Source organism: Gemmatimonadaceae bacterium, from assembly GCA_036496605.1.
GTDB lineage: Bacteria > Gemmatimonadota > Gemmatimonadetes > Gemmatimonadales > Gemmatimonadaceae > AG2.
In genome coordinates, this window is the sequence record DASXKV010000067.1 from 96,279 (window position 1) to 122,591 (window position 26,313).

Annotated in this window: 29 protein-coding genes; 21 read left to right on the forward strand and 8 right to left on the reverse strand. The window is 63.0% G+C overall.

The window, feature by feature from the left end; all coding sequences use genetic code 11:
• Nucleotides 1-201 precede the first annotated feature (201 nt).
• The 8 genes from VGH98_25015 (at nucleotide 202) to VGH98_25050 (ending at nucleotide 8,162) form a co-directional block, all read left to right on the forward strand.
• Nucleotides 202-1,296 (forward strand): GTP-binding protein, encoded by a 1,095-nt coding sequence (locus tag VGH98_25015; protein ID HEY2379267.1) that lies wholly within the window; start codon nucleotides 202-204, stop codon nucleotides 1,294-1,296.
• The gene (locus VGH98_25020) at nucleotides 1,293-1,727 is read left to right on the forward strand and encodes a DUF202 domain-containing protein (protein HEY2379268.1); all 435 of its coding nucleotides are present in this window, start codon (nucleotides 1,293-1,295) and stop codon (nucleotides 1,725-1,727) included. Before VGH98_25015 ends, VGH98_25020 begins: the two co-directional genes overlap by 4 nt.
• A 200-nt stretch (nucleotides 1,728-1,927) precedes the next feature.
• Nucleotides 1,928-3,613, forward strand: a complete 1,686-nt coding sequence (locus VGH98_25025) for an MASE1 domain-containing protein (protein ID HEY2379269.1) — start codon at nucleotides 1,928-1,930, stop codon at nucleotides 3,611-3,613.
• Nucleotides 3,582-4,217, forward strand: coding sequence for a response regulator transcription factor (locus tag VGH98_25030; protein ID HEY2379270.1), 636 nt, complete (start codon nucleotides 3,582-3,584; stop codon nucleotides 4,215-4,217). Before VGH98_25025 ends, VGH98_25030 begins: the two co-directional genes overlap by 32 nt.
• 146 nt (nucleotides 4,218-4,363) lie before the next feature.
• Entirely contained in the window at nucleotides 4,364-4,774 is a 411-nt protein-coding gene (locus VGH98_25035; protein ID HEY2379271.1) for a response regulator, read from the forward strand.
• Between the two features lie 78 nt (nucleotides 4,775-4,852).
• Nucleotides 4,853-5,848, forward strand: a complete 996-nt coding sequence (locus VGH98_25040; GenBank protein HEY2379272.1) for a formylglycine-generating enzyme family protein — start codon at nucleotides 4,853-4,855, stop codon at nucleotides 5,846-5,848.
• Entirely contained in the window at nucleotides 5,823-6,473 is a 651-nt protein-coding gene (locus VGH98_25045; GenBank protein ID HEY2379273.1) for a hypothetical protein, read from the forward strand. The genes VGH98_25040 and VGH98_25045 overlap by 26 nt, the downstream gene beginning before the upstream one ends.
• A gap of 159 nt (nucleotides 6,474-6,632) precedes the next feature.
• The gene (locus VGH98_25050) at nucleotides 6,633-8,162 is read left to right on the forward strand and encodes an alpha/beta hydrolase (protein HEY2379274.1); all 1,530 of its coding nucleotides are present in this window, start codon (nucleotides 6,633-6,635) and stop codon (nucleotides 8,160-8,162) included.
• Here VGH98_25050 and VGH98_25055 read toward each other — a convergent pair.
• The gene (locus tag VGH98_25055; GenBank protein HEY2379275.1) at nucleotides 8,110-8,412 is read right to left on the reverse strand and encodes a DUF1622 domain-containing protein; all 303 of its coding nucleotides are present in this window, start codon (nucleotides 8,410-8,412) and stop codon (nucleotides 8,110-8,112) included. The two genes, VGH98_25050 and VGH98_25055, sit on opposite strands and share 53 nt — an antisense overlap.
• Nucleotides 8,413-8,458: 46 nt before the next feature.
• On the opposite strand from VGH98_25055, the gene VGH98_25060 reads away from it, so the two are divergent.
• Complete coding sequence (locus tag VGH98_25060; GenBank protein ID HEY2379276.1) at nucleotides 8,459-8,581, forward strand: hypothetical protein; 123 nt, start codon at nucleotides 8,459-8,461, stop codon at nucleotides 8,579-8,581.
• 23 nt (nucleotides 8,582-8,604) lie between these two features.
• Here the strand turns inward: VGH98_25060 and VGH98_25065 are convergent, their stop codons facing one another.
• Nucleotides 8,605-9,738 (reverse strand): BamA/TamA family outer membrane protein, encoded by a 1,134-nt coding sequence (locus tag VGH98_25065; GenBank protein ID HEY2379277.1) that lies wholly within the window; start codon nucleotides 9,736-9,738, stop codon nucleotides 8,605-8,607.
• Between the two features lie 177 nt (nucleotides 9,739-9,915).
• Here VGH98_25065 and VGH98_25070 point away from each other — a divergent pair, with 177 nt between their 5' ends.
• Nucleotides 9,916-10,842 (forward strand): OmpA family protein, encoded by a 927-nt coding sequence (locus VGH98_25070; GenBank protein ID HEY2379278.1) that lies wholly within the window; start codon nucleotides 9,916-9,918, stop codon nucleotides 10,840-10,842.
• 65 nt (nucleotides 10,843-10,907) lie between these two features.
• Here the strand turns inward: VGH98_25070 and VGH98_25075 are convergent, their stop codons facing one another.
• Nucleotides 10,908-11,561 carry a DUF2490 domain-containing protein gene (locus tag VGH98_25075; GenBank protein HEY2379279.1) on the reverse strand — a complete coding sequence of 218 codons (654 nt, stop codon included), beginning with the start codon at nucleotides 11,559-11,561 and terminating at the stop codon, nucleotides 10,908-10,910.
• 9 nt (nucleotides 11,562-11,570) lie between these two features.
• Nucleotides 11,571-12,449, reverse strand: a complete 879-nt coding sequence (locus VGH98_25080; protein ID HEY2379280.1) for a hypothetical protein — start codon at nucleotides 12,447-12,449, stop codon at nucleotides 11,571-11,573.
• Nucleotides 12,450-12,675: 226 nt separating this feature from the next.
• Here VGH98_25080 and VGH98_25085 point away from each other — a divergent pair, with 226 nt between their 5' ends.
• Nucleotides 12,676-13,314 carry a DUF4136 domain-containing protein gene (locus VGH98_25085; GenBank protein HEY2379281.1) on the forward strand — a complete coding sequence of 213 codons (639 nt, stop codon included), beginning with the start codon at nucleotides 12,676-12,678 and terminating at the stop codon, nucleotides 13,312-13,314.
• Nucleotides 13,311-13,925 carry a hypothetical protein gene (locus VGH98_25090; protein HEY2379282.1) on the forward strand — a complete coding sequence of 205 codons (615 nt, stop codon included), beginning with the start codon at nucleotides 13,311-13,313 and terminating at the stop codon, nucleotides 13,923-13,925. Before VGH98_25085 ends, VGH98_25090 begins: the two co-directional genes overlap by 4 nt.
• Nucleotides 13,926-14,032: 107 nt before the next feature.
• Here the strand turns inward: VGH98_25090 and VGH98_25095 are convergent, their stop codons facing one another.
• Nucleotides 14,033-14,602, reverse strand: coding sequence for a hypothetical protein (locus VGH98_25095; GenBank protein HEY2379283.1), 570 nt, complete (start codon nucleotides 14,600-14,602; stop codon nucleotides 14,033-14,035).
• A 223-nt stretch (nucleotides 14,603-14,825) separates the two neighbouring features.
• On the opposite strand from VGH98_25095, the gene VGH98_25100 reads away from it, so the two are divergent.
• The 5 genes from VGH98_25100 (at nucleotide 14,826) to VGH98_25120 (ending at nucleotide 19,696) form a co-directional block, all read left to right on the forward strand.
• Nucleotides 14,826-15,278 carry a hypothetical protein gene (locus VGH98_25100; GenBank protein HEY2379284.1) on the forward strand — a complete coding sequence of 151 codons (453 nt, stop codon included), beginning with the start codon at nucleotides 14,826-14,828 and terminating at the stop codon, nucleotides 15,276-15,278.
• 71 nt (nucleotides 15,279-15,349) lie between these two features.
• Nucleotides 15,350-16,876, forward strand: coding sequence for an arylsulfatase (locus VGH98_25105; GenBank protein HEY2379285.1), 1,527 nt, complete (start codon nucleotides 15,350-15,352; stop codon nucleotides 16,874-16,876).
• A gap of 132 nt (nucleotides 16,877-17,008) precedes the next feature.
• Nucleotides 17,009-18,058 carry an HAD family hydrolase gene (locus VGH98_25110; GenBank protein ID HEY2379286.1) on the forward strand — a complete coding sequence of 350 codons (1,050 nt, stop codon included), beginning with the start codon at nucleotides 17,009-17,011 and terminating at the stop codon, nucleotides 18,056-18,058.
• Between the two features lie 241 nt (nucleotides 18,059-18,299).
• The gene (locus VGH98_25115) at nucleotides 18,300-19,118 is read left to right on the forward strand and encodes a DUF2092 domain-containing protein (protein ID HEY2379287.1); all 819 of its coding nucleotides are present in this window, start codon (nucleotides 18,300-18,302) and stop codon (nucleotides 19,116-19,118) included.
• Nucleotides 19,119-19,135: 17 nt separating this feature from the next.
• Complete coding sequence (locus VGH98_25120; protein HEY2379288.1) at nucleotides 19,136-19,696, forward strand: hypothetical protein; 561 nt, start codon at nucleotides 19,136-19,138, stop codon at nucleotides 19,694-19,696.
• Nucleotides 19,697-19,714: 18 nt separating this feature from the next.
• On the opposite strand, the gene VGH98_25125 is transcribed toward VGH98_25120, so the two are convergent.
• Both VGH98_25125 and VGH98_25130 read right to left on the reverse strand, forming a co-directional pair.
• Complete coding sequence (locus VGH98_25125; protein ID HEY2379289.1) at nucleotides 19,715-19,870, reverse strand: DUF5670 family protein; 156 nt, start codon at nucleotides 19,868-19,870, stop codon at nucleotides 19,715-19,717.
• 143 nt (nucleotides 19,871-20,013) lie between these two features.
• The gene (locus tag VGH98_25130; GenBank protein HEY2379290.1) at nucleotides 20,014-20,508 is read right to left on the reverse strand and encodes an SRPBCC family protein; all 495 of its coding nucleotides are present in this window, start codon (nucleotides 20,506-20,508) and stop codon (nucleotides 20,014-20,016) included.
• 108 nt (nucleotides 20,509-20,616) lie between these two features.
• Between VGH98_25130 and VGH98_25135 the strand changes: the two genes are divergently transcribed.
• From VGH98_25135 to VGH98_25145, 3 genes are all read left to right on the forward strand, one after another.
• Nucleotides 20,617-21,048: an AgmX/PglI C-terminal domain-containing protein gene (locus VGH98_25135; protein ID HEY2379291.1), complete on the forward strand. Its 432-nt coding sequence runs from the start codon at nucleotides 20,617-20,619 to the stop codon at nucleotides 21,046-21,048.
• 124 nt (nucleotides 21,049-21,172) lie between these two features.
• Nucleotides 21,173-21,511 carry a PadR family transcriptional regulator gene (locus tag VGH98_25140; GenBank protein ID HEY2379292.1) on the forward strand — a complete coding sequence of 113 codons (339 nt, stop codon included), beginning with the start codon at nucleotides 21,173-21,175 and terminating at the stop codon, nucleotides 21,509-21,511.
• A gap of 1 nt (nucleotide 21,512) precedes the next feature.
• On the forward strand, nucleotides 21,513-24,218 hold the full coding sequence (locus tag VGH98_25145) for an ABC transporter permease (GenBank protein HEY2379293.1): 2,706 nt from the start codon (nucleotides 21,513-21,515) through the stop codon (nucleotides 24,216-24,218).
• Nucleotides 24,219-24,228: 10 nt separating this feature from the next.
• On the opposite strand, the gene VGH98_25150 is transcribed toward VGH98_25145, so the two are convergent.
• Nucleotides 24,229-25,134 (reverse strand): NAD(P)-dependent oxidoreductase, encoded by a 906-nt coding sequence (locus tag VGH98_25150; GenBank protein ID HEY2379294.1) that lies wholly within the window; start codon nucleotides 25,132-25,134, stop codon nucleotides 24,229-24,231.
• Nucleotides 25,135-25,276: 142 nt separating this feature from the next.
• Between VGH98_25150 and VGH98_25155 the strand changes: the two genes are divergently transcribed.
• Nucleotides 25,277-26,299, forward strand: a complete 1,023-nt coding sequence (locus tag VGH98_25155) for a hypothetical protein (protein HEY2379295.1) — start codon at nucleotides 25,277-25,279, stop codon at nucleotides 26,297-26,299.
• Nucleotides 26,300-26,313: the final 14 nt, after the last annotated feature.

The window sequence follows — 26,313 nt, forward strand, 5'->3', positions numbered from 1 at the left end:
CAACACGGTTGGCATTTCCAAAGCATTCGCGAACGCAGCGTCCTTGCGATTGGACCAAGGACCCATTCATGAGGGTCCTCCTCTCTCGCGCGATCAAATCGTCGGTGCGCAGCTGGGCTCTAAGGCCAATTGAGCAACGGATTGTCGGCGCGAGAATGTTCCTGACCGATCACTGAGCAGCGGTGTGATCGAGGAGGCACAATGAATCGATTCGTGCTCGCGCGTGGTGGTGTTCAACGAATCCCACTCACCATCGTCGGCGGTCCCGAGGGAACAGGGAAAACTACTCTACTACGAAGACTCTTAACCCACAACGATGGGCGTCGCATAGCGGTCGTGCTCGATCATCCGAGCGCGCTCGCCTTGGACCCTTCGCGCATCGCCCGCGCCGACGACAACGCGCTCATTCTGACAAACGGCTCAGCGTGCTTGTCGGTTGACGGTGATATCGGAACCGCGCTTTCGACGCTCCACACTCGTCACGCGACTGCACTTCCCGATCACGTCGTCGTCGAAGCCTCGCCATCGGCGAACCCCGTCCGCACGTCCGGCTATGCTTTCTTGCCGGGATTCCGGCCTGGGGGCAGCGTCGTCGTCGTCAGCGCGCCCGACGTGCTGCGCGCGAAGGAGAACGATTTCGAGGTGGACGGCACGCTCGACGCGCAGCTCCAGTATGCCGAGCTGCTGGTGCTCAATCAGGTGGATCGCGTGACGACGCCAGAACGACAGATCGTGCGACGCTGGCTCCTCCAGCGCACCGTTCGCGCGCGACTCGTGGAGAGCGAGCAATGCATTCTCCCGGCGGCGATGATTCTCGGCACAACGCTAGATCACGTGCCGATGCACGCGATTCACGCGGAATGGACGCCGAGCGTCGCAATCGACTCGGAAGCCCGCCGATTCCGGATCGTCCAGCCCCGAAACGAGGAGGACTATCGGGCCTGGGTATTGACGACCCGTGACTCGATCGATTCAAGTGCATTCAAGGGTTGGGTGAGCTCACTACCCGATAACATTCTGCGCGGCGATGGCGTCCTTCGCATTCGAGGTGAGCCAAGTCACCGATTTCAGTTTCATCGCTGTGGTTTACGGTGGTCTCTCTCTCGCGAGGAGCCTTGGGGCGACAGTGCCGAGCAACCGCTCAGTTGGGTGTCCCTTGTCGGCTTTGCGTCCGCGTCCAAGAGTGAGGCAAATGCCGCGGAAGGCCTAACAACAGTTGGCCCCGCTGAGCCCCGCCACTTTCAACCGCCGCTGCAGCGGTCCAAGAGATCGCGTCCCGCAGGAGAGGTCTCATGAGTGCCGCTGCCCACGAACGCCGCCGCAGGGGTGACGCCGCCGATGAAGCGCGGAAGGATCCGTCGATCCGTCACTATCAGGCGTCGGAGCATCTCTCCAACGAGCGCACGCATCTGGCCTACGTGAGAACGGCCATCTCCTTGATAAGTCTCGGCATTACGGTGAACCGCTTCAGCATCTATCTCATCGAGAATGGAGGACCGGACGCCGACCGCCGGCCACTCGGATTGCTACGCGACACGAAGCAGATCGGGTTGGGCATGGTCCTGTTCGGCTTCCTCCTCATGGTCTTGTCGCTGCACCGGTACCTGCGGGTCGATCGGGCGATCGATCGCCTCGACTACAAGCCGGAGCGCTTTTTCGTGGAAGGGCTAACGCTGAGCGCTCTGTTCATCGGCGCGCTGAGCATCATCTGGCTGTTCCTGCGATGAGGCGCCACATTAAAGTTTGTTCATCCAAGCGCGCGACCCCGGAAAAATACGGGTTGAGGAGATCGGGAAAAGGAAGTACACTCGTCGAAGACGACGCGGTCCGCTCGCTTCGCCTTCCGCGGCCTGGTTTGACAAGGGGCGCGACTGGCGGCCACCGCATGCGACAGGAAGCCGGAGTGCAAACGCATACGAGGGCGCATTTGACTGCGTATTCCCGCATCCTGCCATTGCAGGACGTGGTGCTCGAGACAACGGCCCCGACCGTCGCGGTTCCGCGGCCGGCGGCGCTCGTCGCGCGCGTAATCGCGGTGGCGATCGCGTACTATCTGGGCGCGTGGATCGGCTTTCTTTTCCAGAGTCCCTCGGTGCCACAGTCGGTGTTGTGGTTGCCGAATTCGATCCTCCTCGCGGCCCTCTGTGTCTCGCCCCCGTCCAGCTGGCCATTTCTGCTGCTTGCCTCCTTTCCCGCGCAGCTCGTTGTCGGCTGGCAGAATCACTCGCCGCTCGTAACGATGTCGTTACTGTTCGTCACGAATTGCGCCGACGCAGCGCTCGGCGCGACGATCTGGCGGTTCGTGTCGCCGGGCGAGTGGCGCATCGAAGGCCTGCGGACGATGCTCGCTTTTCTGCTGCTCAGCGCGACCATCCCCACGCTGCTCCTGTCTTTCGCCGACGCAGGGATCACTGTCGCTACCGGTTGGAGTAACGATTACTGGCTCGTCTACGAAACGCGGGCCCGCGCAAATGTCCTGACAAACGTGGTCTTCGTGCCGACGGTGCTCGCCGTTCTCGGGATGGGTCGCGAGTCACTGGTTGCGTCCCTTCGCGCGCGCTGGTTCGAGGGCACGCTGCTCTTCACCGGCCTCCTCGCGATGGCGGCCTTCGCGTTCTCGCGCCCGACGGAGTCGATCAGCGGCGCGGCCGTAGTCTATTTGCCGCTCGTCTTTCTGCTCTGGTCCGCGGTCCGCTTTGGCGTTGGCGTCACGGGCGCCAGTCTGCTCGCGCTGGCGTACCTCACGACGTGGATGGCGATGCATGGCATTGGCCACCTCGCCGAGCACGAACCGAGCGCTGTCGTGCCGGCGTTGCAATTCCAGTTGTTGGCGATCGCGGTGCCGATGCTCTGTCTCTGCGCCGTCGTCCAGGACCGTGAGCGCGCGTCCCGCGCGCTCGGCGCGAGTCAGCGCGCGCTGCATCAGAGCCTCGCGCAGATCCGGAACCTCGCCGGTCGTCTCCTCACCGCGACTGAGGTTGAGCGAACGCGAATTGCCCGCGAGCTGCACGACGACGTCAGCCAACAGCTCGCCGCGCTCGGGATCGGCCTCAGCGCGCTCAAACGACACCTCCCTAACGACTCCACGGTTCGAGAGGAAGTGACTCTCCTGCAGGGTCAGGCAATGCGCGCGGCCGATGATCTGCGCGCGCTCTCCCACGAGCTGCATCCGGCGGCGTTGCGCCACGCCGGCCTGGTCCCGGCGATGAGGGAGCTCTGCGCGCAGTATGGCCGCGGTGACTCGATGCGCGCCGTCCTTGCCGCCAAGCCACGTGAGATCAGCGTCCCGCACGACGTCGCCCTCTGCGTTTATCGCGTGACGCAGGAGGCGCTTCGCAACGCGGCCCGCCATTCGGGTGCGCACGGCGCACTCGTCACGCTTCAGACTTCCGAAGAGGCGCTCGAGCTGCATATTGCCGATGACGGACGGGGCTTCGACGAAGGGGCCGCACGTCGCCGCGGCGGCCTCGGCCTAACGAGTATCGACGAACGTGTGCGCCTTGTCGGCGGCACCGTCCAGGTCGATACCTCGCCAGGTCTTGGCACCCGCATTTCCGTCCGTGTCCCGAACGGAGACCCTCATGGACCGGCCCACGCTGCTGCTCGCGGATGACCACGTCATCGTTGCCGATGGCCTCCGCAGCCTGCTGAAGGACGAATTCGAGCTCGTTGGAAGCGTCGCTGATGGCTTCGCCCTCGTCGAACTGGCGAACAAGTTGCGGCCCGACGTTGTCGTCACCGATCTCGCGATGCCTGGGCTCGGCGCGCTCGAGGTGCTGCGCGAATTTCACGTGCTCGAGATTCCCTCGCGGGTCATCGTGCTTACCATGCACGCCGATGCCCACCTCGCGACCGAGGCGTTTCGCCTCGGCGCGTGGGGCTATGTGCTGAAGAATTCCGCCGGTGAGGAGCTCATCACGGCAATCCATAAGGTGCTCGATGGTCGCGCGTATCTCACACCGCTCATTACGAAGGATGTAATGGTCGCGATCAATACGGCGGCGTCGACGAATCATTCGGCTCGGCCGACGATGCGGCAGCGTCAGGTGCTTCGCCTCATTGCCGAAGGGAAACGGATGAAGGAGATCGCCGCGATCTTGCGTTTGTCGCCGCGTACGGTCGAGAGCCACAAGTATGAGATGATGCAGACGCTGGGTGTGCGGAGCACGGCGGAGCTGATTCAGTATGCGATACGAAACCCTGATCAGGGGCCATGACGTTAGGCATTGCTCGGAGTATTTCGGATGGCCGGCACGTAAGTATCCCATGTTCGGGCACTCACATTCCCGGATAGCGAGCGCGTCGCGAGCGCTGTAGCGTAGCGAGCGAGAGAAGGAACTCGGTTGAGAGGAGTACCGTCGCCGTGCGTCGAAGCCGCATTCTCGTAGTCGATGATTACGTTCCCGTCGCGCATGCGATCGCGCAGCTGTTGCGTCTTTCCGGTCACGCCGTCATGACGGCGTTTGCCGCGGACGAAGTCATGAATGCTGCGCGCGCTTTCCATCCGGAGGTCGTACTACTCGACATCGGGCTTCGCGGACCGGACGATGGCGTCGCCGTCGCCAATTGGCTGCGCGACGAGCCCAGTTTCGACAGTACGCTCCTGGTCGCCCTGACTGGACGATGCGACGGCGAAGATGACGCGCGCATCGCCACCGCTGGTTTCGATTACCACCTCGTGAAGCCCGTGAGCTTCGACGAGCTCGAAGCGATCATCGAGACCGCACCCGAGCGTTGTGCGCCGGGACCAAAGGGCAATAGCATCGCCGGCTGAACACCCCGATCCTCATCGCGATTCGTCGACGCGTCTACTGATGCGTCGAACAGCGATGTCATCGAATCGGGGAGATGTATGTCCAGTGCCACCGCCGCTCCAGCCATCGCGCCTGACGGGCCGCCGCCGTCGCCGCCGGCAGCCGACATGGTGTGGATTCCCTCTGGCGAGTGCGTGATCGGATCCGACGCGCATTATCCGGAGGAACGACCGGCACACCGCGCCACGGTCGACGGATTCTGGATCGACCGATATCCCGTCACCAACGAACGATTCGCGCGATTCGTCGACGAAACCGGCTACGTCACCTTCGCCGAGCTGCCGCCGAACGCCGCCGAGTATCCGGGTGCGCGTCCCGAAATGCTCAGTCCAGGATCGCTCGTATTCACGAAACCGCATCATCCCGTGGATATGAGCCAGATCGCCAACTGGTGGGCGTTCCTGCTCGGCGCGGATTGGCGTCATCCGCAGGGACCCGACAGCTCGCTCGATGGGCTCGCGAAGCATCCCGTCGTTCACGTCGCCTACATCGACGTCGAATCCTACGCGACCTGGGTCGGCAAGCAGATTCCGACCGAGGTGGAATGGGAGTACGCCGCGCGCGGAGGACTCGACAATGCCGTGTACGCCTGGGGCAACGAATTCCTGCCTAACGGCACATTCATGGCGAACACGTGGCAAGGCCGCTTCCCGTACGAGAACCTCCTCGCCGACGGCTTCGAGGGAACCTCACCGGTGGGCCACTTCCCGCCTAGCGGTTACGGCCTGCACGACATGATCGGCAACGTGTGGGAGTGGACCGCCGACTGGTATCGCCTCTCGCGCACGCCGGCGGGATCCGACTGTTGCGGCCCGAGCGCCGCCGCCGCGAGCGTCGATCGCTGCTTGCCCGGAATTCGCATTCCGCGCAAAGTGCTCAAGGGCGGCTCGCATCTGTGCGCGCCGAATTACTGCCGGCGGTATCGGCCCGCCGCGCGCTACCCACAGCCGATCGATACGTCGACGAGCCATGTCGGCTTCCGCTTGATCGCCCGCACGTCCTCAGGTCGTGAGAAGGCGGAGCCGCTTCCCTAGCTGGCGCACTTTCCTGACGTCGTGGCACTGGAGCAGCGACAACGGTGCCGCGTTGCTGCTCGCCGTGGCCGCTCTTGCGACCGCGTGGAGCAGCTATCAGGCGTCGGTGTGGGGCGGCGTCCAGGCGGCGCAATACACACTCTCTTCGGTATTGCGCGGCAAAGCCGCATCCGCAAGCAACGAGGCCGCGCGCTTGCGACTCATGGACGCGCTCCTGTTCATGAAGTGGCTCGAGGCATCTGCCGATCAACGGCCGCACCTGGTCGCGCTCTACGAGGCGCACTTTCGATCGGACTTTCGAGTCGCGTTCGATGCGTGGGCAAAGGACAGCACGCGTCCCGAGAATAGCACGCCATTCGAGCGCGGAGAATATCACTCGAGCAAAGCAGACGACGGCGAACGCTACGACGCCGCCGCGAATAGAGCACTGCAGCAGGGCCAGCATGCGAACGACGTGTCGGACCAGTACGTTTTCGAAACGGTAATCTTGGCCACGGTGCTGTTCTTTGCTGGTGCCGTGCGTCCGCTCGTTGGACCAAAGTTACGTACCTTCATGCTGCTCGTTGCGACACTGTTGTGCCTTACGGCGCTGATCCGGGTCGTGACGACTCCCGTCATACGTTAGGCGACACCCCGCAGCACGGCGCGCGGCGAACGCGATGCGTCGTGGGCTCTAGGGCCAATGGAGCCTGGGTCTGGAGTGCCGTCATCATCCAACAATAGCCTTGCGGCTGCCCGGCTTTCGGGCGGCGCGGGCTGTTGACCTTGTTGCACGAGGTGCAGGATGAGCGCGGAAGAATTCGGCATTCACGTCATGCGTCGAGGATGGCTGATGTCGTTGCTTGCGGCGAGCGTCGCCGCCGGTCCCCAACGAGTCACAGCAACCGACCCAGCGTTCGTTCCGGGGCCTTGCCCCGCGCGTACGCGCGCCATCGCCGGCGTCGACACCTCGTGGGTTCGTTGCGGCACCGTCACTGTTCCGCAAGATCGGAACAATCCCAACGCAAGAAAGTTGGCGCCGGTCGTGTTACCCGTCGTCGTGTACGAGTCGCCGAGTGCGCGTTCAAAAACGCCACTCGTCTTTCTCGCCGGCGGCCCCGGAGAGCCCGCCATTGACGTCGTTACGGAGGTTTTCCTGCCGTCGCCCGTGGGTCAGCTCACGCTACGAGAGCGGCCAATCATTGCCTTCAACCAGCGTGGGATTGGGGACACTGGCATCGCATTGCCGGCGCTCGGCACGCTCTCCTATCACTGGCGCGCGACGCGCGAGGAGTCCATCGAAACGCTCGTCGACTCCGCGAAGAAAATTGCTGCGCGACTGCACGCCGAAGGAGTCCAGCCGGCCAACTTTACGACGCTCCACGCGCTCGAGGACACGCGGGACGTCGTGCGAGCGCTCGGCTACGAGCACATGGTGCTCTTCGCGACCTCCTATGGAACCAAGGTCGCCCTGCAGCTCATGCGCGTGCACCCGGAAATGGTCGAGGCGACCATTCTCGACGGCGTCGCCCCGCCGCAAAGCATCACCTCGTTCGACCCGGCCGTGCTCAACGATCGCCGGCGCGCGGTAGCCGAGCGATTGATCGACGACTGCGAAAAGAGCTCTACCTGCAGCTCCGAGTACCGCGAGCTCCGCAAGATGGCGAGCGCACTCGATCGGAACGACGCTCCGCCAGTGCACATCGTCGTCCACCTGCCATCGGGCGGAGGTTGGTTCGATCTGGATCTTCGCGGCCGCGATCTCCTGAGCGCCGTCGGCGCGTACGCCGGGACGGAGTTCGCCCGCGCGATGCCGCAAGTGCTCGAGGAGTTGGCACACGGCGACACCGTTAGGCGAACGATGTCACCCGAGCTCGTGCTCCACGTCGTCCATGAAACGGCGCTCGCGCGCACCGCCGGACCGAACTACCCCGTCATCTATCACATCGTGCTCTGCGGCGACATTCCGTCCGGCGTGCTCCAGGCTGGGGGCCGCGCGGTATGCGACGCGCTCGGTGTACCGTTCAGCGGCGTCGACGCGATCAATCCGGTCACGAGCGACATCCCGACGCTGATGTTGTCGTCGACCTACGACGCGCAAACGCCACCGGATATGGCGGACGAGGCGGCGCGAACGCTGTCGCACAACTATCGCGTTCTCTTCGGCGGCGTCGGACATCTAGCCTATGCGCGACCGGTGAGCGCGTCGTGTGTGGCGGTCATCGCGCAGGCATTTCTCCTCGACCCCGTGCACGAGCCGCCCGATCCGTGTTCGAAGTCTCTCATTCCATCGTTCCTGCCTCGATCAGCCGATCTGAAGCTGGTTCCTCGCTGATCGATAGCTCGTCGCGCATTTCCCGGGCAAGGAAGAAATTGAGCGCGGTCCGAATCGTCGCGATCGCGCCAAGGATGCCCAACTGATCCCAGGTCGGCGAGAGCGCCGTCTGCAGGACGTCGGACGCAAGCCGGAGCTCGAGTGCCAGCGCCAGATAGCGCGCGAAGTCGAGTCTGAGCGCGGTGAATCGGTGGCGTTCGCCGTTGGCCTTGCGTCCACTTTCCGCCAGCCCGACACGGCGCGTAATCATCCGACCATCAGCATGACGGCCGCGCTGTGGATAACGGGAGGAGCCGATGCGAGTGTCGATGAGTCCGATGGTGAACGAGTACGTCGTGCGTGGTTTCGTGGCACTGGCGCTCGTGCTCTTCCGCGTCAAGCTCGGATCGCTCGTGCCGCGAAAGATCCGGCGTCGTTGAGGTGTGAGTAAGTACTCACATCCTCAGTACGCGTCTCCGAGGCGAAGGTAGAACGTGCCTCCATTGCGACCCCAGGCACCATCGGCGCCGATCTTGACGTGCCAGGACTCAAAAAGCAGGTAACGCACGCCGACGCCGCCAGCTGGCAGCAACTGGTTCATCGCGACGGCTGAGAACGATGGCGCCACCGCGCCGACGCCGCCGAATGCCACCGCTCCAAAACGATCGACGATCGGAATACGAAACTCGGCTTGCGCCGTGAACATGGTCTTGTCGCGATACTGGCCGCCAGCATAACCGCGAAGGTCCGAGTTCACGCCGTAGAGACAGTACTCCCAAACCGGAGCGTCCGATCCCACACTACAACCCTGCAGCCGCATCGCGAGCACGGCATCGTACGACGAGAGTGCAACGTATTGATTGATCCAGCCACGATACCAGTTCCATTGCGGAGTCGAGCCGAGCCAGCCGCGGGAGAACATTGCCTGGACTTCCCCGAGCGTTCCGTTCGTCGGGTCGTCGGCCTTATTCCGCGTATCGTACGTGCCCTCGGCACCTAACGCGGAAAGCGAATAGCTATTGTCCGATTGCGCGAGCAGCGCAACGGTATCGGTCGCGCTCAACGCCTCGAGCTTTCTCAGCGACGTGCCCACGCCGCGATGCACATAACGAGGCCCGATGTAAAACCGCCCGATGAGCCGGCCGAGGTACTCGAGCATCTGCGAATCGCCGTTCTGGGAGATGTCGACGGATCTGTTGGCGTTGCCCTGCTCGAAGCCGACGCCGAAGAAGTCGTAATTCAAGCCGAAGTACAGGAACCCGATTGCGCCGGTCCGGGCGCCGCCCTGGAAGTAGACGCGGCTGCCGATGTCGGCGAGCCAGCTTTGCGTATCGCTATAAAGACCTCCAACGCCCACGACCGATTGCGGCGAGGCGGAGTCGACGTTGAAGAGCAGCGCCCCGACTGCGCCGATGCCGAAGCCGAGCTGCGGCGACGAGCGCACGACCGGAATGCCGACGAAGCCGCCGTTGCGCAAACCAGGAGTCATCGGCGAGCGAGCGTCGGTCGGCAGCTCGATGCCGGGCGTGGGATCCTGCGCCATCGCGACTCGGCTCGACGCGACGAGTGCGATGAGCAAACTGTAACGTTTGATCATGTCGGAGCCTATGGCCCCGTGCCGGACACGGGCGAGTGGACCTTTGGCTAACGCCTCGTCAGGTTGCGGGAACGCGGGGTCGCGTCAGGCTGGCCCGCCGTGTGACCAATAGTCCAATGTCAACACGTCGGTGGCGCCGAGACTTTTCGGTCGCAAGCAGTTTCCAGGGAGGCAACGATGAAAACCAACGCGCGGGCCGTCACGAACGTAGTGCGTTCCCATCTGTCACCACTCGTTCTCGCGGCACTCGCCTTCGGGCTGCCGGCGGCGGCGCAAGAGCCGCAACCGCAGCCGCTACCGCCAATGGTCGTGCACGCCGACGGCGAGAAGGCGAAGTTCTCGGGGATTGTGCTCGACAAGAAAGGCGACACCATTCGCCTCCGTGAGGGGAATGTCGGATTGCACACGATCCTACTCACGGATGACACTCGCATCTCGACGCCGAGCGGATTGTTCAAGATGAGTCGCAAGAAGCGCGACGACTCCGCGATCATGCCGGGGCTGATGATGCAGGTCGAGGGTCGCGGCAGCGCCGACGGTACGCTGGTCGCCGACGAGATCCACTTCTCGACACGGTCGATGAAGGTTGCCCAACAGATCAATGTCGGCTCGGAGGTGACACGGAGCCAGGTGGCGGCCAACACCGACAGCATCGAGAGGGTAAAGCGACGACTGGCGGACAGTATTACGCACGTGAACGCCAGAGTTACCAATCTTGATAACTACGAGGAGAGGATCTCCTTGGTCGTCAACTTCCCGACGAACGTCTCGGATCTCGCCGACGGCGCCAGAGGCGTACTCGACGACATGGTGAACCGCGCGGCCGGCTTGAAGGGCTATATCATCGAGGTGAAGGGCTACGCCGACACGAGCGGAACGCCAGCCTACAATCTCCAACTGAGCACGGCGCGGGCGGTCTCCGTGGTGCGCTACCTGTCGGAGCAGAAGGACATTCCGCTGCGGCGGATCTTGAATCCGACCGGATATGGATCGGCGCAGGCAATCGCGAACAACAGCACGCCTGACGGCCGAGCCATGAACCGTCGTGCAACGGTGCGGGTGCTCGTAAGCAAGGGCCTCGCAAACAACAACGGCGGTCGTTAACACCGGTCCACACGGAGAAACACAAGAGGGCGAGCGCGAGTGGTTGGCGCGCTCGCCTTGTCGCATCAGTAGAGGAGTCCCAGGCGAGACCAGATCGCATTGACGTGTCGCGGCGAACCGAAGCGGTTGTCCTGACGCGCGTACGAGAGGTCGAACACCCAGTGCGGCACGATCGTGATCGCCGAGCCGAACCGGTAGGCAGTGCGCGAAAGTGCGTGGTAGCGCGAATCCCAATACACTTCGTACGTCGCGTAAGGCACGAGCTCGCGCTTGTGTGGTAGATCGAGGTGTTCCTCGACCTGGACGCGGTCGCGCCACCGCTGCGATGGCTCGCTGCCGATCCACCGCAGCTCGAGTCGCGTGCGATTGCGGAAACGCACACGCCCTTTGGTCGAGGGAAAATCCACTTCGGCGAGCGCACGGTCCTCCGGTGCACTCGAGCCCCCGAGCGAGCGGATGGTTCGGAAGCCAACGCGCGCGAATCCCCACGGGATCTTGAGATCATCAACATGAAGCCCGAGCGTCAGCTGGCGGTCGGTCGTTTCGAGGCCTCGCGTATCCTGCGCCAGCCCAAACAGGCGCCACTGTCCCGACGGCGCCGTCCAGTACAGGTCGACCTCGCGCCACCATTCGTCTTGGGTCGACTGCGCAGGAGCACTCGCCGCCGAGAGACAGGCCACAACGATGGTGAGTGCAGCAAATAATGCCCGCTGTGCCATGGCGCGAGATCAGCGCAGCGCCATGATTGGTCGATGGCGCTCTTCCGCGTGGCGCTTGCTCCACTTCAGGTACGGCGTCGTGACGATCACGCTCACGAGCAGGTAGAGGATCACGGCGGCGGGTACGAGCTTCTCGTTAGGGAAGTTTGCTGTCGCGATCGTCAGGGCGATCGCGGGATGACGCGTTGCGCTTGCGAGCGCGAGGACCATGCGATCGTTGTCCGTGGGACCACCGAGGAGGTGCCCGGCGCCAAGTCCGACGAGCACGAACGCGATCATGATGAGCAGAGTCCCGTCACCGATCAGTGCGGCGAGCGCCGGCAACAACTTGAAGAGAAGGGGAAGGGCACACAGCACCAGCACGGTAAAGCCAGCCTTGACGACTTGGCTCGCCACGCGATGAGCGAACCGCGGCCACAATCGCCTGATTTCGATGCCGATGAATAGCGGTGCCAGCACAGTCATCAGCGCGACGTTGCTCACCGCGGCCACGGACGCGTGCAACGGGACGGAGAAGATGTTCTGAATGATCGCGACGGCGATCGGGATGATCACGATCGAGCCAATAGCGGACGCCACGAGCAAGCCGATCGTGTACGAGGCTTCACCACCTGCTTGAATCGATCGTTTGGGCCAGATGGGCGGTACCGGCGACACCGACAGCGCAATGAGGGCAATCTTGACGGGCGCGTCGAGGTCGAAGGTGCGTGCGAGAAGAATCGCGAAGATCGGCATGATGAGCAGCATCGCGATCATCGAGCTCGCGAGTCGCGCAGGCTCGCGAAAGAGCGACGTCGCATCACCTCGCGCCGTGCTCAGGGCGAGGCCGAGCACGGTTATGATGATGCTAAGCTTTGTTCCCAGGAGGATGAGCTGAGCGAGCGGCACGATGCGCCTCGAATAAGGAGAACGGCCAGGCGCGACCAGCTATCGACGGCCGCAACGTGGCCTTCGTTCGAGCATCGCGCCTAACGAGGTAGCCCAACCATTGGACAAAGGAGCGCTGTCCGAAAGTCCAATGGTGGGATCTGGGGAATATTCGCCTCGTCCCCACCTTCATTTCAGTGGTCGTTCGGCCAACACCCTCTCCGCCGGCCGCGGAGTAGTGTGCGTCATGCGGCCACTCGCGAGTCTCACCGTTCTAGCGCTCGTCGCCGTCGCAACGAGCTGCTACCCCGATCAAATCACGAGCACAACGCAGCTCGCATCGATCACCACACTCGTCGACAGTCAGGCGCCCTTACGCAATGCACGCACTTTTGCGCTGCCCGACACGATCATTCATTCAATGTCACTGAACGGCACCGGCACCGGCACGATCACGCACGCTGGTGACGCCGAGATCATTGCGACGATTCGCTCCGGCCTCCTTGCGTTCGGTTGGCAGGAGGTGACGAACGTTGCCGTGCAGCGACCCGATGTCGTCGTGCTCACCGCGGTGCTCGAACAAACCAACACCGGCGTGTTCTACCCGGATTGGTGGGCAAACTGGGGCTGGTGGCCGGGCTGGCCTGTGAGCTACGGGGCGGACTGGGTATGGACATCGCCAGTCGACGCCGTCGCGTTCACCTACCAGACAGGCACGCTACTCATTGCGATGCTCGATGTCGAGCACGGGAATACCTCGACCAAACGCGTGCCTTTGCTCTGGGCGGCCGGCGTGAGTGGCGTCTTGACGCCGTCCAGCTTCAACGGCGCGCTCGCCGGAATTGATCAGGCGTTCGCTCAATCGCCCTACCTGGAGCGCCGATGATTCGCATACTCGTAACACCAATGGTTGCGGTGGCCTTCGTCGCGTCGCCACTGACCGCGCAGGACCATCAGCGCCTCCTCACCGCGACCGAGTACAGCGTCGCGGTGCCGCTCGGAGACACGCCGGCGTACGGGTCCGGCGGCAGCTGGACTGGTGCCGCCTATGAAGCGCGGTGGATGAGTCATCCACACACTTCGATCGGCGCGCTCATCGGCTTCAACGAATTTCATCGCCGCGAGTCTGGTACGTTCAATTTCCCGAGTGGCGCGGCAACGGGCGATCAGTATCGCGATCTGATCGTCATTCCGCTGCTCGTGACCGGTGCCTGGTACTTCAACTCCAACCCGGACGATCCACGCTGGTACATCGGCGGTGGCGGTGGGCTGCAGTACACCGATCAATTCTTTCAGTTTGGTCTCGACCAGCGCCACGAGCGCAACTGGAACGCCGTCATCGTTCCCGAGATCGGGCTCACCTTCTCGGCCTGGTACGCAACGGGCGGGATCGTCAGCCTCCGATACCATCTCCCCTCGGAGAGCAGCGCCTTCCTCGGCAGCAGCCAGCGACGCTTTCCCTACGTGAGTCTGTCGCTCGGCTTTGGCTATCGATAACAAAGGCGTTAGGGGCTAGAGCTGTCGGGACTAGGGTTAGGCGGCGAAGATCGCGCCAGATTCCCTAGCCCTACACCTCTAGTCCCTAACGCCTAGCCACACATCCCTCATCTGACGATTCCGTCCTTCTTCATGTTGTTGACGGCGAAATTCACCGAGAAATCCGCAAGCTTGTTCGCGTTCTTTGGATCGATCGTTTGACTGCGTCCCATCCAGATCAACTTGTCGTTCTTCACCGAGTACACCGTCGTCTCCACCGAGTAAACCTGCTGGGTCGTGTAATACACGGGATCGTAGGCAGTGCCCCAATAGCCCCAGTAGCCATAGAAGTCCGTCCCGGTCGGCGTGACCTCGGTTGTCATGCCGACGAGGCGCATAACGACGGCCCCATCGAATCCCTGTTGCGCGAGACGCGAACGAACTGCGTCGATGTGCGTCAACTCGGAATCGGGAATCACCCGATACGACGGGAGGCCGCCGGGGATTCGCGCCGCCAGCTTTTCCTCCACCATGCGCCGCATACCCGCGTCCTTGGTCATGAAGACGGCCAATGATTTCGTCAGCGGATACGGCGGCGTGCCCGGCTCCTTCCACGTCGCGACTAACTGCGTCGAGTTGGAACAGGCACTTACAAGGCCGGTGGCGGCCACGAGCAGTGCAATGGTCGTACGTGACATCGAATTCCTCCTCTCTGAATCGCAGCTCCAGTGCTCATGTCGGATCGAGCTCGGACTCGGGAGCGTATTCACTGATGAGGGTCCCGCGCACGTAGACCTTGGTCGCATCTCTAACAAGAGGTAGCCGTTACGTGGTCCAGCGGGCATCTTTGGTGTTCCTGCCCCCTCTCTCGCGCTCGCGCCGCGCCGCCGCCGGCCTGTCGCCCCTCTCCCACCGCAGAAGATGTTTCGCATCCGCGTGTTCTCGCCGCCACTCGTGCTCGACGAGCCGCGAGCCGTTGGCGAGCTCGTGATCGGTGACGTTCGCCGACACTTCGCACTCGACCTTCGCTACTGGCAGGTCGTCGACTATGAACGGCAGTGGAAGGCAGGCCTCGAGCGTCTGGTTCGCGGCGCGAATTCGTCGGCGTTGATGACCGCATATCGAGGGACCGACGACGGACCACACGTCATGTGGGCGCTGTGGAAAGAAGCGGGTTTCGTATATGTGCAACCCCATTGTGTTCTATCCACAGAGCTCGGTGCCCCATTCGATCCAGCCGAGCCCTACGCACACGTTGCCGCGCGAATTCCAGTGAGCGAGCAGGCGCTGCCGATGTCCGAGTGGCGCGTTGAGCTCGAGCACCTTGTCGCGAGTATGATGCAGATCCGCTGGCCCCCCCCTTTCGGCCAATAGCTCGCCCTTTTTGCCCTCGCCAAATCTGACAGGCGGTTCATTCTGGGCCGCACGTCGGGAGGAGGAACGCAATGGCGAAGGAAAGCGGTGGGTCCGGTCGCAAGCCGAATATTCTCATCATTTGGGGCGATGACATCGGCTGGTTCAACGTCAGTGCGTACAACCATGGGATCATGGGGTATCGCACGCCCAACATCGATCGGGTCGCGAAGGAAGGCTGCCTGTTCACCGATTGGTACGGCCAGCAGAGCTGCACCGCAGGGCGCGCTGCCTTTATCACGGGTCAGAACCCGATCCGTACGGGCCTGACGAAGGTCGGACTCCCGGGAGCGAAGCTCGGCCTCCAGCCGGAAGATCCGACGATCGCCGAGCTCCTCAAGCCGTTAGGCTACACGACGGGCCAGTTCGGCAAGAACCACCTCGGCGATCGCGACGAGTTTCTGCCGACGGTTCATGGGTTCGATGAGTTCTTCGGAAATCTCTATCACCTGAATGCCGAGCAGGAACCCCAGTGCCCTGACTATCCGAAGAATCCGGAATTCAGGAAGAAGTACGGACCGCGCGGCGTGATGCATAGTTGGGCCAATCCCGATGGAACACAGAAGATCGAGAACACGGGCCCGCTCGATACCACGCGCATGCAGACGATCGACGAGGAGTTTCTCGACGCGAGTCTGAAGTTCATCGACAAGGCGCACGCAGACGGAAAGCCCTTCTTCGTGTGGTGGAATTCGACGCGCATGCACGTCTTCACCCACCTGAAAAAGGAGTCAGAGGGTAAGACCGGCCTCGGTGTGTATCCGGACGGCATGGTGGAGCACGATGGCCATGTCGGCCAGTTGCTCGACAAGCTCGACGCGTTAGGCATCGCCGATAACACGATCGTCATGTACTCGACCGACAACGGCGCCGAGTGCATGACCTGGCCCGACGGTGGAGCGACGCCCTTCCGCGGTGAGAAGGACACCAACTACGAAGGCGGATGGCGAGTGCCCTGCGCGATCCGCTGGCCTGGCGTATTTGAGCCGGGGAGCGTCTCGAACGACATCTTCTCGCATATGGACATGCTTCCGACGCTGCTCGGTGCTGCCGGCGAGCCGGAAATCGTCGAGAAGTTGAAGCACGGTCACGTGACAGGCAACAAGACCTTCAAGGTCTGGATCGACGGCTACAACATGATTCCCTTCTGGAAGGGCGAGGCCAAAACGAATCCACGCCGCGGCATCATGTACTGGAGCGATGACGGAGATCTCATGGCGCTGCGCGTCGATCAATGGAAGTTGCACTTCCTCGAGCAGCGTGGAATCGGCATTGGGGTATGGCAGGACCCGTTCGTCAGGCTGCGGACTCCGAAGCTCTTCAACCTGCTAAGCGATCCCTTCGAGCGGGGCGAAGAGGGCGTCTTCTACGGCAAGTGGATGGCCGATCGCATGTTCATGTTCGTGCCGGCTCAGCAAATCGTCGGAGAATTCCTGAAGAGCTTCGTGGAGTTTCCGCCACGACAGAAGCCGGCCAGCTTCAGCATCGACGACGCGCTCGAGCACGCGCGCGAGACCGAGAGGCAGCTCGAGACCGCGAACGGCGGCGGCGTGAAATAGCGCAACTCGCAGCGCTACCATCGTTGATATTTCTCGCGCGATGCGCTCTCGCGGAACCCGCGTTCCTGCTTGGCTCGTCGCCACGATGGTGGCGCTGCTTGCGCTGCTCGCCGGACCGATTCTGCCCTGACAATGCGTCGGTCGTCGCCAAAGAAGAGCTACGAATTCGCGCGCCTCGTCGCGTGCGCAATCGCGCTGCTCGGCGTAGGGCTTGGCCCCCCGCACCTTCGCGCGCGAACGACGGGAAATGATCCACTCCCGAGTTGGACCGACGATGCCACGAAGCGAATGATCTTCGGCTTCGTTCAGAGCGTCACGAACGCAACGGGCCAGGAATTCGTCCCCGTCGCAAGCCGGATCGCCGTGTTCGACAACGACGGCACACTCTGGTGCGAGCAGCCGATGTATGTCGAGGTCGTCTTCTCCTTCGCCCGCGTCGAGAAGCTGGTCGCCGCTCATCCGGAGCTGCGCAATCGCGAGCCATACAGAATGGTGGTCGACAGGGACACGCAGGCGCTCGTCGCACGGGGAGACAAGGGAATCGGCGAGGTCGTCGCTGCCACTCACAGTGGAATGACGGCGATCCAGTTCGATTCGATCGCGGGCAGTTGGCTCGCATCGGCGTGGCATCCCCGCTTCAACCGCCACTACACAGATCTCGCCTACCAACCGATGCTCGAGCTGCTCGCGTACCTTCGCGCAAATGGATTCAGGACCTTCGTTGTCTCGGGCGGCGGCGCCGATTTCATGCGCGTCTACGCGCCGGGACTGTACGGCCTGCAGCCGGATCAGGTGATTGGTACGACCGGAAAGCTCGCCTTCGAGCTGCGCGATGGGAAAGCCGAATTGCGCAAGCTCCCCGACGTCGATCCGCTCGATGACGGCCCTGGCAAACCGGTCGGCATTCATCAATACATCGGCCAGCAGCCGATTCTCGCCTTTGGCAATTCGGACGGCGATCTGCAAATGCTCCAGTACGCGGATGAGGGGGGAAAGACGGGTTCGGGACCTCATCCACGACTGATGCTTCTCCTTCACCATGACGACGCTGTTCGAGAATACGCATACGACCGAAACTCGAAGGTCGGGCATCTCGACAAGGCGTTGGATGCTGCGCGCCAGCGCGGCTGGATTGTCGTGAGCATGAAAGTCGATTGGAAGACGGTGTTCAAGAGTCCATAATCTCGACGTGTAGGCCCTAGGTCCAATGCCCAGGCCGACCAAAGTTCATGACTTTATGATCGACCGTTGCGGACACGTAGTCGATACGGCGCTCGTACGAGTAGCGGAGGGGGAACCGCCGATCCGGCGGACATGGAGGGGCTGCTCGTACGAGCTCGCCGACACTTCGATGTATGCAACACTTTAGAGGATACGAAAGGGCCGTTGCGGCTGACTGTCGATGCTGTTGCGGGAGGAGGCGATGGACGGCGTGCCGTGCACCAACGCGATCTCGAGGTACGCTAGTCAGGCAGCAATGGTGGCGGCGTGCCTAACGTTGGCCGCGAGCAAGTCCACGGCACAGGCAGCCTCCAACTCCAAATCGGCCGTTGACACGGGCACCGTGAAGGCGCTTCGAAAGATGGGCGCTTACTTGCGGGGCCTCCAGCACTTCGGCGTGTCTGGGCAAACGATGCGCGATCTCGTCCTCAACGATGGCCAGAAGGTCGAAATTGAGGGCACCTTGAACTACGTCGTCAGGGCGCCGGACCGCTTCCGTGGCCAAATCAACACGGACCGCAAGCAGCGTCAGATCATATATGATGGGAAGACACTCACCGTATACGCGCCGCGCATGCACTACTACGCGACCGTACCGGCGCCGAGCACGATCTCGGCGACGATCGATACGGCGCGTGTTCGTTATGGAATCGACTTTCCAATCGCCGATCTGTTCCTCTGGGGCACGCCGCGCGATGGCGTCAAGGACCTCACGTCCGCGCAGTACATCGGGCCGTCGCACGTCGGCGGCAACGAGACGGATCAGTATGCGCTCCGTCAGCGCGGCGTGGATTGGCAGCTCTGGATTGCGCGCGGCGCAATGCCGGTACCGGTGAAGCTCGTGATTACGACAACGAGCGAACCCTCCGAACCGCGCTATGCAGCAACGCTCGAGTGGGATTTGTCGCCAGCCGTCGGTGATGCAGTGTTTGCGTTCGTGCCGCCACGAGACGCCTCGCGGATCACGCTCGCCTCATACGGCGCGGCTTTAGAGAAAGAGAGACAGCCCGCGCGCCGATAGCGCGGCGGAGACGTCTGATGGTGCCGTCGAGTCGCACGCAGTTCCAGATGGTCGTGGCAGTTGCAGTACTCGCGTGGTTGCCATTGGTGCCACGCACGAGCGAAGCGCAGCGGCGCGGGGGTGGTGGTGGACGCAGTGTCGGTGGTGGTGCGGGCTCCGTAGGACGCACGGGCGCTCGTACGAGTAGCGGAGGGGGGAACCGCCTATCCGGCGGAAATGGAGGGGCTGCTCGTACGAGCGTCAACCGAGACTTCGGCAACACCAGCGTCGATCGCGCGAACGTCAATCGCAACGTCAACTCCGCCAACGTCAACAACGTCAATGTCAACCGCAACTGGGACATGGACGTGGACGTTGACAACGGATGGAATGGTCGTCCCGTCGCGAGGGGAGCGGCATTCGCTGCGGGTGCCGCGTTGACGTCAGCCGCAATTGGGTCGGTGGTGTACAGTCTCCCAGCGTCGTGCTCCGTCGTTGCCGTCAACGGCATCTCGTACCAGCATTGCGGTTCGGCATGGTACGAGCCGCAGTTTGCCGGGACGTCGGTCAACTACGTTGTCGTCGAGGCACCGCAATAGCGCCGGCCAGCACCTCGCCTATGGCGTCGGTGTCCGTTTTCCCTTCACGAAGTGCACAATGAAGGCGATGACCGCGAGGGCGACGATAATATGGATGGCGCCCGCCGTGATCTTGAAAATGAGAAGGCAGAGAACCCAAATCACGAAGAGAACCAGCGCTATCGTGAGGAACATGAATGCCTCCGAGCCGGGTAGGGGGAGCTGCCGTGCAGAAAGTGCTGCAAGCAGGGGCTCGGGGCTAGGGCTGAGGAGGTCCAGGGGACAGGGGCAAGGTTAGAACCCTTTCCGGAGAAACGGCGTGAGCTTATGCATCGTTATCAGGCCTCCCTGGTGGTGTTGGATATCGATTCGAGGTACTCGGCGAGCTTGTCATAGCTCTCCGCCGCGCCGTGCTCCATTCCGGAGGAGATGACGGCGTCGCGCACCTGCTTCGATTCGTATTGCACGACAATCGTGACCGTCGTCTTCCCGCGATCCTCGACAAAGGTCGTCGTCACGAGCGATTCACCTGGGTAGTCGTCGAATGACTCGGCGTGGACGACCCGCTCGGGACGGACGACCTCTCGCACGGCGCCGCGCATACCCATTCGCTCGCCGTTGGGGCCGCCGAGCACGAACTGATACGACCCACCAGGCCGGAAGTCGCTCTGGCATTCCAGGAGTAACCAACCGCGTGGACCGAACCACCGTTTCAGGAATTCACATTTTGTAAACGCATCGAAGACCATCCTGCGCGGTGCGTCGAAGACCCGGACCATCATGACCTCGCGGTCGGTCGGCGTCGTGACGCGGAGTGTGCCGGTGTTGAGCATGGAAGGGCAGCTAGAGGTTATCAAGCGGTTGCCGAAGAGCCCGACGCGAAAACAGCACATAGCGAAAAGAGTGCGCTCGAGAGTGGAGGCGTCGATCAACGTCCGGCGATGTCGGGCTTCGCAGGAAGCTCGTTAGGTACAGAGAAGGCGGGCAACGTGGGCAACGTCGAACGCACCGTGGCGATCGATCGGGCGAATTTCCGCGCTCGGCAGTTGCCCGTCGTTACCGCGCTGCCTTTGGAGAACGCGACCGCGGACGCCACCGAGCTTGGCGCCTTCGTCCGCGGCCGCGTGGCCCAGCTTCAAACCTGCTATGAGCGAACCGGCGCGACGGATCTGGCGGGCGTGCTCGCGCTACGCCTTACGATCGGAGCTTCCGGGGCGGTCCGCGGCGCCGAAATCGTTAGGCGAACCTGGTCGGGCCCAGGCGCGGCTGACGCCGAAGCATGCCTGATCCGATTGGCGCGCGGCTGGCGCGTGCCATCCGGACAAGAGGGAGCGACGGTCACGCTGCCGATCAGCTTCACGCGCGGCGGCTAAGTCGCGCCGTCCATCAATCGCAACTTTCAGCCGTCGCGCCCCCTGCAGTTGCGCCTTTCCCCTCTTCTCTTGACTTCTAGAGAACTCGGTCCAATACTCTTCTCGACTTCAAGAGAAGAGGCACATGGCGGCGCGCCATCCCTCGGAATCCGATCCGCTCCGTGGTAGTCTCGACCTTCTGATCCTCAAGGCACTCTCCCTCGCACCCATGCACGGGTGGGGAGTCGGTCTCCGCATTCAGCAGATCTCTCGGGGCCGGCTCGAGGTCAATCAAGGTTCCCTCTATCCCGCGCTGCAGCGCCTCGAGCACCGCGGCGATATCGAGAGCGATTGGCAGTCCACCGAGAACAATCGGCGCGCTCGCTACTACACGATCACGCGCCAGGGTCGCAAAGCACTCGGTGAGGAAGTCGACAAGTGGAAGCGCTTCGCCGATACGATCGCCGTCATTCTGGAGAGCTGATATGAGCTTGCTCAAGGGATTGGTCGCGCGCACGCGCTCGGTCTTCGCGGCACACGCTTCGGAAGCGCGAATGGAGGAGGAATTCTGCTTCCATCTCAATATGGAGACCGAGCGGCTCGTCTCCGCTGGCATGGCCCCTGACGAGGCGCGACGGAGGGCGCTCGTCGCCTTCGGCGGCCTCGATCAGCATCGCGAAGCAATGCGGGATGGACGGGGCGCGCGCCTGTTGGCGGATTTCACGAGCGATATTCGGTACGCGCTGCGCGCCATACGCCGCAGTCCGGGTTTCGCCATCGCCGTCGCCATGACGCTCGGCGTCGGCATCGGCGTCAACGGCATCGTCTTCGGCTACGTCAACACGATGCTCTTCCGTCCGATGCCAGTGAATAACGCGAAGGAGCTCGTGGGCGTCTTCACGCTCGATACACGCTCAGGAAGCCCGGGCCTGCTCGCGTACCAGGATTACCTGGATTTTCGCGATCGCAGCGGCGCCTTCGCCGGCTTGGCTGGGGAAACCGGCGTACCGCTCAATCTCGTCGCGGCTGCAATCGGCTCCGCGGCCACGGCCGACATGATCTGGGGAGACATGGTGACGGAGAATTTCTTCTCCGTGCTCGGGATGCGCCCCGCCATCGGCCGATTCTTCACTGCGGCCGACGCGCCTCGAGGAGGCAATCCCTTCGCCGTGCTGAGCTACGATTGCTGGCGGCAGCGCTTTCATGGCGACTCGTCCATTGTGGGCCGAGTGGTGCGCATCAACGGCTCGGAGTTCACGATCACTGGCGTTGCACCCTCCGGATTCAAGGGCCTCCGAACGTTCGGTTTCTGGCCCGAGATGTTCGTCCCGGTCGGCATGCATAATGTGGTGATGCCGGGGTCGAAGCAGCTGCTCGAGGGACGCGGGGCGGGATGGATCTACGTCGTCGGCCGGATGCATCCGCGCTGGACGATGCAGCGCACGGAGCGGGCAGCGAGCGTTTTCGCCGCGCAGCTCGCGAGCACATATCCGGGTAGCAACGAGAACTTCGGCGTGACACTGCTCCCGGGCGGAAGCGGCTTCGACCATCCCGGATTCGTCAAGCCGCGTGTCCTCGTCCTCGCGTCGGCAATGGGCCTCTTCGCGTCCATTGTCACTCTGCTCATCATCTGCGCGAACCTCGCCAACATGCAGCTCGCGCGCGCCGCCGCACGGACGCACGAGATCGCGATTCGGCTCTCGTTAGGATGCTCCCGAACGCGCCTGGCCCGTCAACTCCTCGCCGAGGCGCTCGTCCTTGCAATCCCCGGGACTGTCCTGGCAATGATGCTCGTTAGGCTCTCGCCGTGGCTGGAGCAATTCCTGGTGCCGCACCTGCAGTTCCGCGTCGGCCTCGGGCCCACCTCCGACTATCGGGTGGCACTCTTCACGGCAGCCGTTGCGCTACTCGCCGTTTTGCTCTTCGCTCTGATGCCGGCGTTGCGCGTGACGCGACCCAGTCTCGCGCCCACGCCGGCGAGCGTGATCGGCGCGCGCGGTCGCGGTGCACGACCCCGCAGCGGGATACGTGGCATGCTCGTCGTGACGCAGCTCGCGATGTCAGTTGTGTTGCTCGTCGGCGGCACGCTGTTCGTGCGCAGCTTGTTCGTGGCGCGCGCCATTGATCTGGGGTTTGATGCATCCAACCGGCTCTTGCTGTCCGTGAATATTGGTCTACAGAGCTACGACGGTGCGCGCGGTCGTCGATTCTACGATGACGTCCTGACGCGAACCCGGGCGCTGCCGGACGTCGTGTCGGCGGCATGGGCCTTCCCGGTCCCGTTCGACACGTACGGCCGCGGCGTTGGTCTCTACGTGGCCAGCGCGCGCACCAACTCAAAAAATGGCACATTCTCGTCCAACAGCAGCGTCGTGAGCGACGACTTCGTCAAGGCGTTAGGCTTGCGCCTCGAGGCGGGTCGGGAGCTCGCTGCCGGCGACACGAGCGGCGTGCCACGCGTGATGATCGTGAGCCGATCACTCGCGACGCGGCTCTGGCCGGGCCGAGATCCGATCGGCCAACGCGCCCGACAAGGAAGTGCTTCTGGTCCGGAAGTGATGGTCGTTGGCGTCGTGAGCGACGCGAGCTTCCTGTCGTTAGGTGACCAAACTCCCGATCGCGCGTACCTGCCCATTCGCCAGAACTATCGTGAGTGGCAAACTCTGGTGATTCACACTCGTGGCGAGCCGATGACCGCGTTGCCTCGCATCCGCGCCATCGTCGCCAGCATCGATCCATCGCTGCCACCGTTCGGCGTCATGACGATGAAGCAGAGCGTCGAGAGCGGTTTCTCGACTTCGCGCATGGCGGCGAGCGTCGCCGGATTCTTCGCGGCACTGGCGCTGCTCATCGCAGCCGTCGGGCTCTACGCGGTCGTCGCCGGCAGCGTAACCGAGCGCACGCGTGAGATCGGCGTCCGCCTCGCCCTCGGCTCGACTCCATCGGGAGTTCTGCGATTCATCATGAGCGGCGGCGCTCGTCTGGGTGCCTGGGGCCTCGCCATCGGACTGATCTTCAGTATCGCAGTCGCGAAGCTCATGGGCGGTCTCTTGTATGGACTCTCACCCAGCGATCCAGTGACCTTTATCGTGGCGCCCGCGGTGCTCGCGATCGTCGTCCTCATCGCGACCTACCTTCCGGCACGCCGAGCCGTGAAGCTCGATCCAATCGCGGCATTGCGCAGCGAGTGACGCGAACCGGCTACGCGTTGAACGCGCGTCGGAGGCCATCCGAGGCGTTAGGCGCGCTCGGACGCCAGGCGCTCACGCCCTTGAGCTTCGCGTTCGAGATTCGCAGCGACCGCGCGAGCGTGTCACCTAACGAGCCGCCGAGTTTGGCGACCCATGGGGGGAGCAGTTTTGGTGGGCGCACGGACAGAATGCTGGCGATCGTGGCGCCGATGGCCGCATGCGTCATCGGTTGATCGTCGACGACGTTGAATATCCCGCTCGGAAGATCGACTGCCGCGACCACGGCGGCGGCCGCGTCGTCGTGCATCAGCATCGGGAAGTATGCCTCACGACGCCCGAGCAACGGCAGCCAACCCATCCGGACGAGACCACCGAGCTGCCGGGTAAAGGCATCGTTCGGCCCATAGAAGTAGGCGAACCGGAGCACGATGCCGGCGCGCCCTCCCTCCGCAAACCATGTCGCGGAGGCCTCGGCATCGAGCGCCGAGCGACAGTAGCGACCGGGGCGGGGAAGTACTGCTTCGGTCACCCATCGATCGCCGTTGTCAGGATAGATCGGCGCGAAGGACTCCTGTATCAATCGCTGAACGCCGGCCGCTGCCGCGGCCTGCGCAACGATGCGTGAGCCTTCCCGCCGGATGCGCGCCATTTCGCCCCATGCACCGGGGAGGAAGGCCAGACTGTTCGGTGGTACATGCGTTGCCAGATTGATGACCACGTCATGGCCTTTGGCCGCTTGCCTAACTGCAGTCGCGTCGAACAGATCGAGCGGCAGCGCCTTGACTCCATGCGTGGCGACCGACTGTAATCCGGCCGCCGATCGACCAGCTGCCGTGACCTGATGACCTCGTGCGCGGAGCGCCGGAACGACGCGGCGTCCGATTACCCCCGTTGCTCCGGTCACCAGAATCCGCACGATCTCGTGCCCTCCGGCCAAGGTGAATGGTTCCAAAATTAAACCCTTCGATCCATGCTCTCGGGGCGACCAATCGGCTTCAGCCGCGGCGTGGAACTCCTCGGCACGAGAAACGCTTTATCTCGGTAGTGTGGCTGCTCCGATGATGAAACGTAGACTCCTCGCTTTCGCCGCATTGACAAGCGCCGCGTCCGTCGGCGGAATGCGGCTCGCGCGCGCCAGCGCTGAGCCGTCCACGGCAGGCCTACCCCGGCGCATCTCGCCGGACACGACGCCGATCATCAACGGCTCGCCAGGTCCGACGCGAGTAATCATGCGCAACGTCGACTTCCATCAAGCCGAAGACGTCCTCTTGCACATTCGCATGCTGAATGGCGAGATGCGCAGCGTGAAGCACGGCGTCGTCGATTTCGATGACAAGATGAGCTATGTCCTCACCGTGGACACCGGCCACGTCACGCTCGGGCCCGGCGATCTCACGCATCTGATGAATCAGTATGTGTTTGCTTATCCCGGGGCACCGCTCAGGAATCTGACGGTCAGTGTACGCGGTACTTCGCTGGGGCTCACCGGCACGCTGCACAAAGGCGTCGACATACCATTCGACATAACGAGTAACGTGTCGATGACCCCAGACCAGAAGATGCGCCTCCATCCGACAAAGATCAAAATCTTCGGCGTCAATGGCGAGGCATTGATGCGTGCCCTCGGCATCAATCTTCAGAAGATGCTCGATCTGTCGAAGGCGAAGGGTGTCTACGTGCAAGGAAACGATCTGTTTCTCAGCCCACTCGTTGTGCTGCCGCCGCCGCAAATCCAGGGGCGGATCGTTGCCGTGAGAGTCGGGCCGGAAGGACTCGAGCAAGTGTTCGCGCCCGCGCCGGGAGCGACCCGCAGCGCCGAGGTCCCCCTTCCCGATTCGATGGCACACAACTACATGCTCTACCGCGGCGGGACGCTGCATTTCGGCAAGCTGTTCATGACCGATGCCGAACTGCTCGTCGTCGATCTGAACGAGCAGACGCCATTCGACTTCGACAACGATCGCTACCAGCGCCAGCTCGTGGCGGGGCATTCGCGCACGCTGCCCAGTCTCGGGCTGGAGGTCTACATGCCCGACGCGAGCGCCCTCCAATCGCAACGTGTTCTGTCGTCCAGACGCTGAGACTTCTGCAGCCC

Excerpts from the sequence above, each read along its gene's own strand:
- VGH98_25015 (HEY2379267.1), top strand. The coding sequence starts at position 202 with ATGAATCGATTCGTGCTCGCGCGTGGTGGTGTTCAACGAATCCCACTC.
- VGH98_25020 (HEY2379268.1), top strand. The coding sequence starts at position 1,293 with ATGAGTGCCGCTGCCCACGAACGCCGCCGCAGGGGTGACGCCGCCGAT.
- VGH98_25030 (HEY2379270.1), top strand. The coding sequence starts at position 3,582 with ATGGACCGGCCCACGCTGCTGCTCGCGGATGACCACGTCATCGTTGCC.
- VGH98_25040 (HEY2379272.1), top strand. The coding sequence starts at position 4,853 with ATGTCCAGTGCCACCGCCGCTCCAGCCATCGCGCCTGACGGGCCGCCG.
- VGH98_25050 (HEY2379274.1), top strand. The coding sequence starts at position 6,633 with ATGAGCGCGGAAGAATTCGGCATTCACGTCATGCGTCGAGGATGGCTG.
- VGH98_25055 (HEY2379275.1), bottom strand. The coding sequence starts at position 8,412 with ATGATTACGCGCCGTGTCGGGCTGGCGGAAAGTGGACGCAAGGCCAAC.
- VGH98_25060 (HEY2379276.1), top strand. The coding sequence starts at position 8,459 with ATGCGAGTGTCGATGAGTCCGATGGTGAACGAGTACGTCGTGCGTGGT.
- VGH98_25065 (HEY2379277.1), bottom strand. The coding sequence starts at position 9,738 with ATGATCAAACGTTACAGTTTGCTCATCGCACTCGTCGCGTCGAGCCGA.
- VGH98_25070 (HEY2379278.1), top strand. The coding sequence starts at position 9,916 with ATGAAAACCAACGCGCGGGCCGTCACGAACGTAGTGCGTTCCCATCTG.
- VGH98_25075 (HEY2379279.1), bottom strand. The coding sequence starts at position 11,561 with ATGGCACAGCGGGCATTATTTGCTGCACTCACCATCGTTGTGGCCTGT.
- VGH98_25085 (HEY2379281.1), top strand. The coding sequence starts at position 12,676 with ATGCGGCCACTCGCGAGTCTCACCGTTCTAGCGCTCGTCGCCGTCGCA.
- VGH98_25090 (HEY2379282.1), top strand. The coding sequence starts at position 13,311 with ATGATTCGCATACTCGTAACACCAATGGTTGCGGTGGCCTTCGTCGCG.
- VGH98_25095 (HEY2379283.1), bottom strand. The coding sequence starts at position 14,602 with ATGTCACGTACGACCATTGCACTGCTCGTGGCCGCCACCGGCCTTGTA.
- VGH98_25100 (HEY2379284.1), top strand. The coding sequence starts at position 14,826 with ATGTTTCGCATCCGCGTGTTCTCGCCGCCACTCGTGCTCGACGAGCCG.
- VGH98_25105 (HEY2379285.1), top strand. The coding sequence starts at position 15,350 with ATGGCGAAGGAAAGCGGTGGGTCCGGTCGCAAGCCGAATATTCTCATC.
- VGH98_25110 (HEY2379286.1), top strand. The coding sequence starts at position 17,009 with ATGCGTCGGTCGTCGCCAAAGAAGAGCTACGAATTCGCGCGCCTCGTC.
- VGH98_25115 (HEY2379287.1), top strand. The coding sequence starts at position 18,300 with ATGGACGGCGTGCCGTGCACCAACGCGATCTCGAGGTACGCTAGTCAG.
- VGH98_25120 (HEY2379288.1), top strand. The coding sequence starts at position 19,136 with ATGGTGCCGTCGAGTCGCACGCAGTTCCAGATGGTCGTGGCAGTTGCA.
- VGH98_25125 (HEY2379289.1), bottom strand. The coding sequence starts at position 19,870 with ATGTTCCTCACGATAGCGCTGGTTCTCTTCGTGATTTGGGTTCTCTGC.
- VGH98_25130 (HEY2379290.1), bottom strand. The coding sequence starts at position 20,508 with ATGCTCAACACCGGCACACTCCGCGTCACGACGCCGACCGACCGCGAG.
- VGH98_25135 (HEY2379291.1), top strand. The coding sequence starts at position 20,617 with ATGTCGGGCTTCGCAGGAAGCTCGTTAGGTACAGAGAAGGCGGGCAAC.
- VGH98_25140 (HEY2379292.1), top strand. The coding sequence starts at position 21,173 with ATGGCGGCGCGCCATCCCTCGGAATCCGATCCGCTCCGTGGTAGTCTC.
- VGH98_25145 (HEY2379293.1), top strand. The coding sequence starts at position 21,513 with ATGAGCTTGCTCAAGGGATTGGTCGCGCGCACGCGCTCGGTCTTCGCG.
- VGH98_25155 (HEY2379295.1), top strand. The coding sequence starts at position 25,277 with ATGATGAAACGTAGACTCCTCGCTTTCGCCGCATTGACAAGCGCCGCG.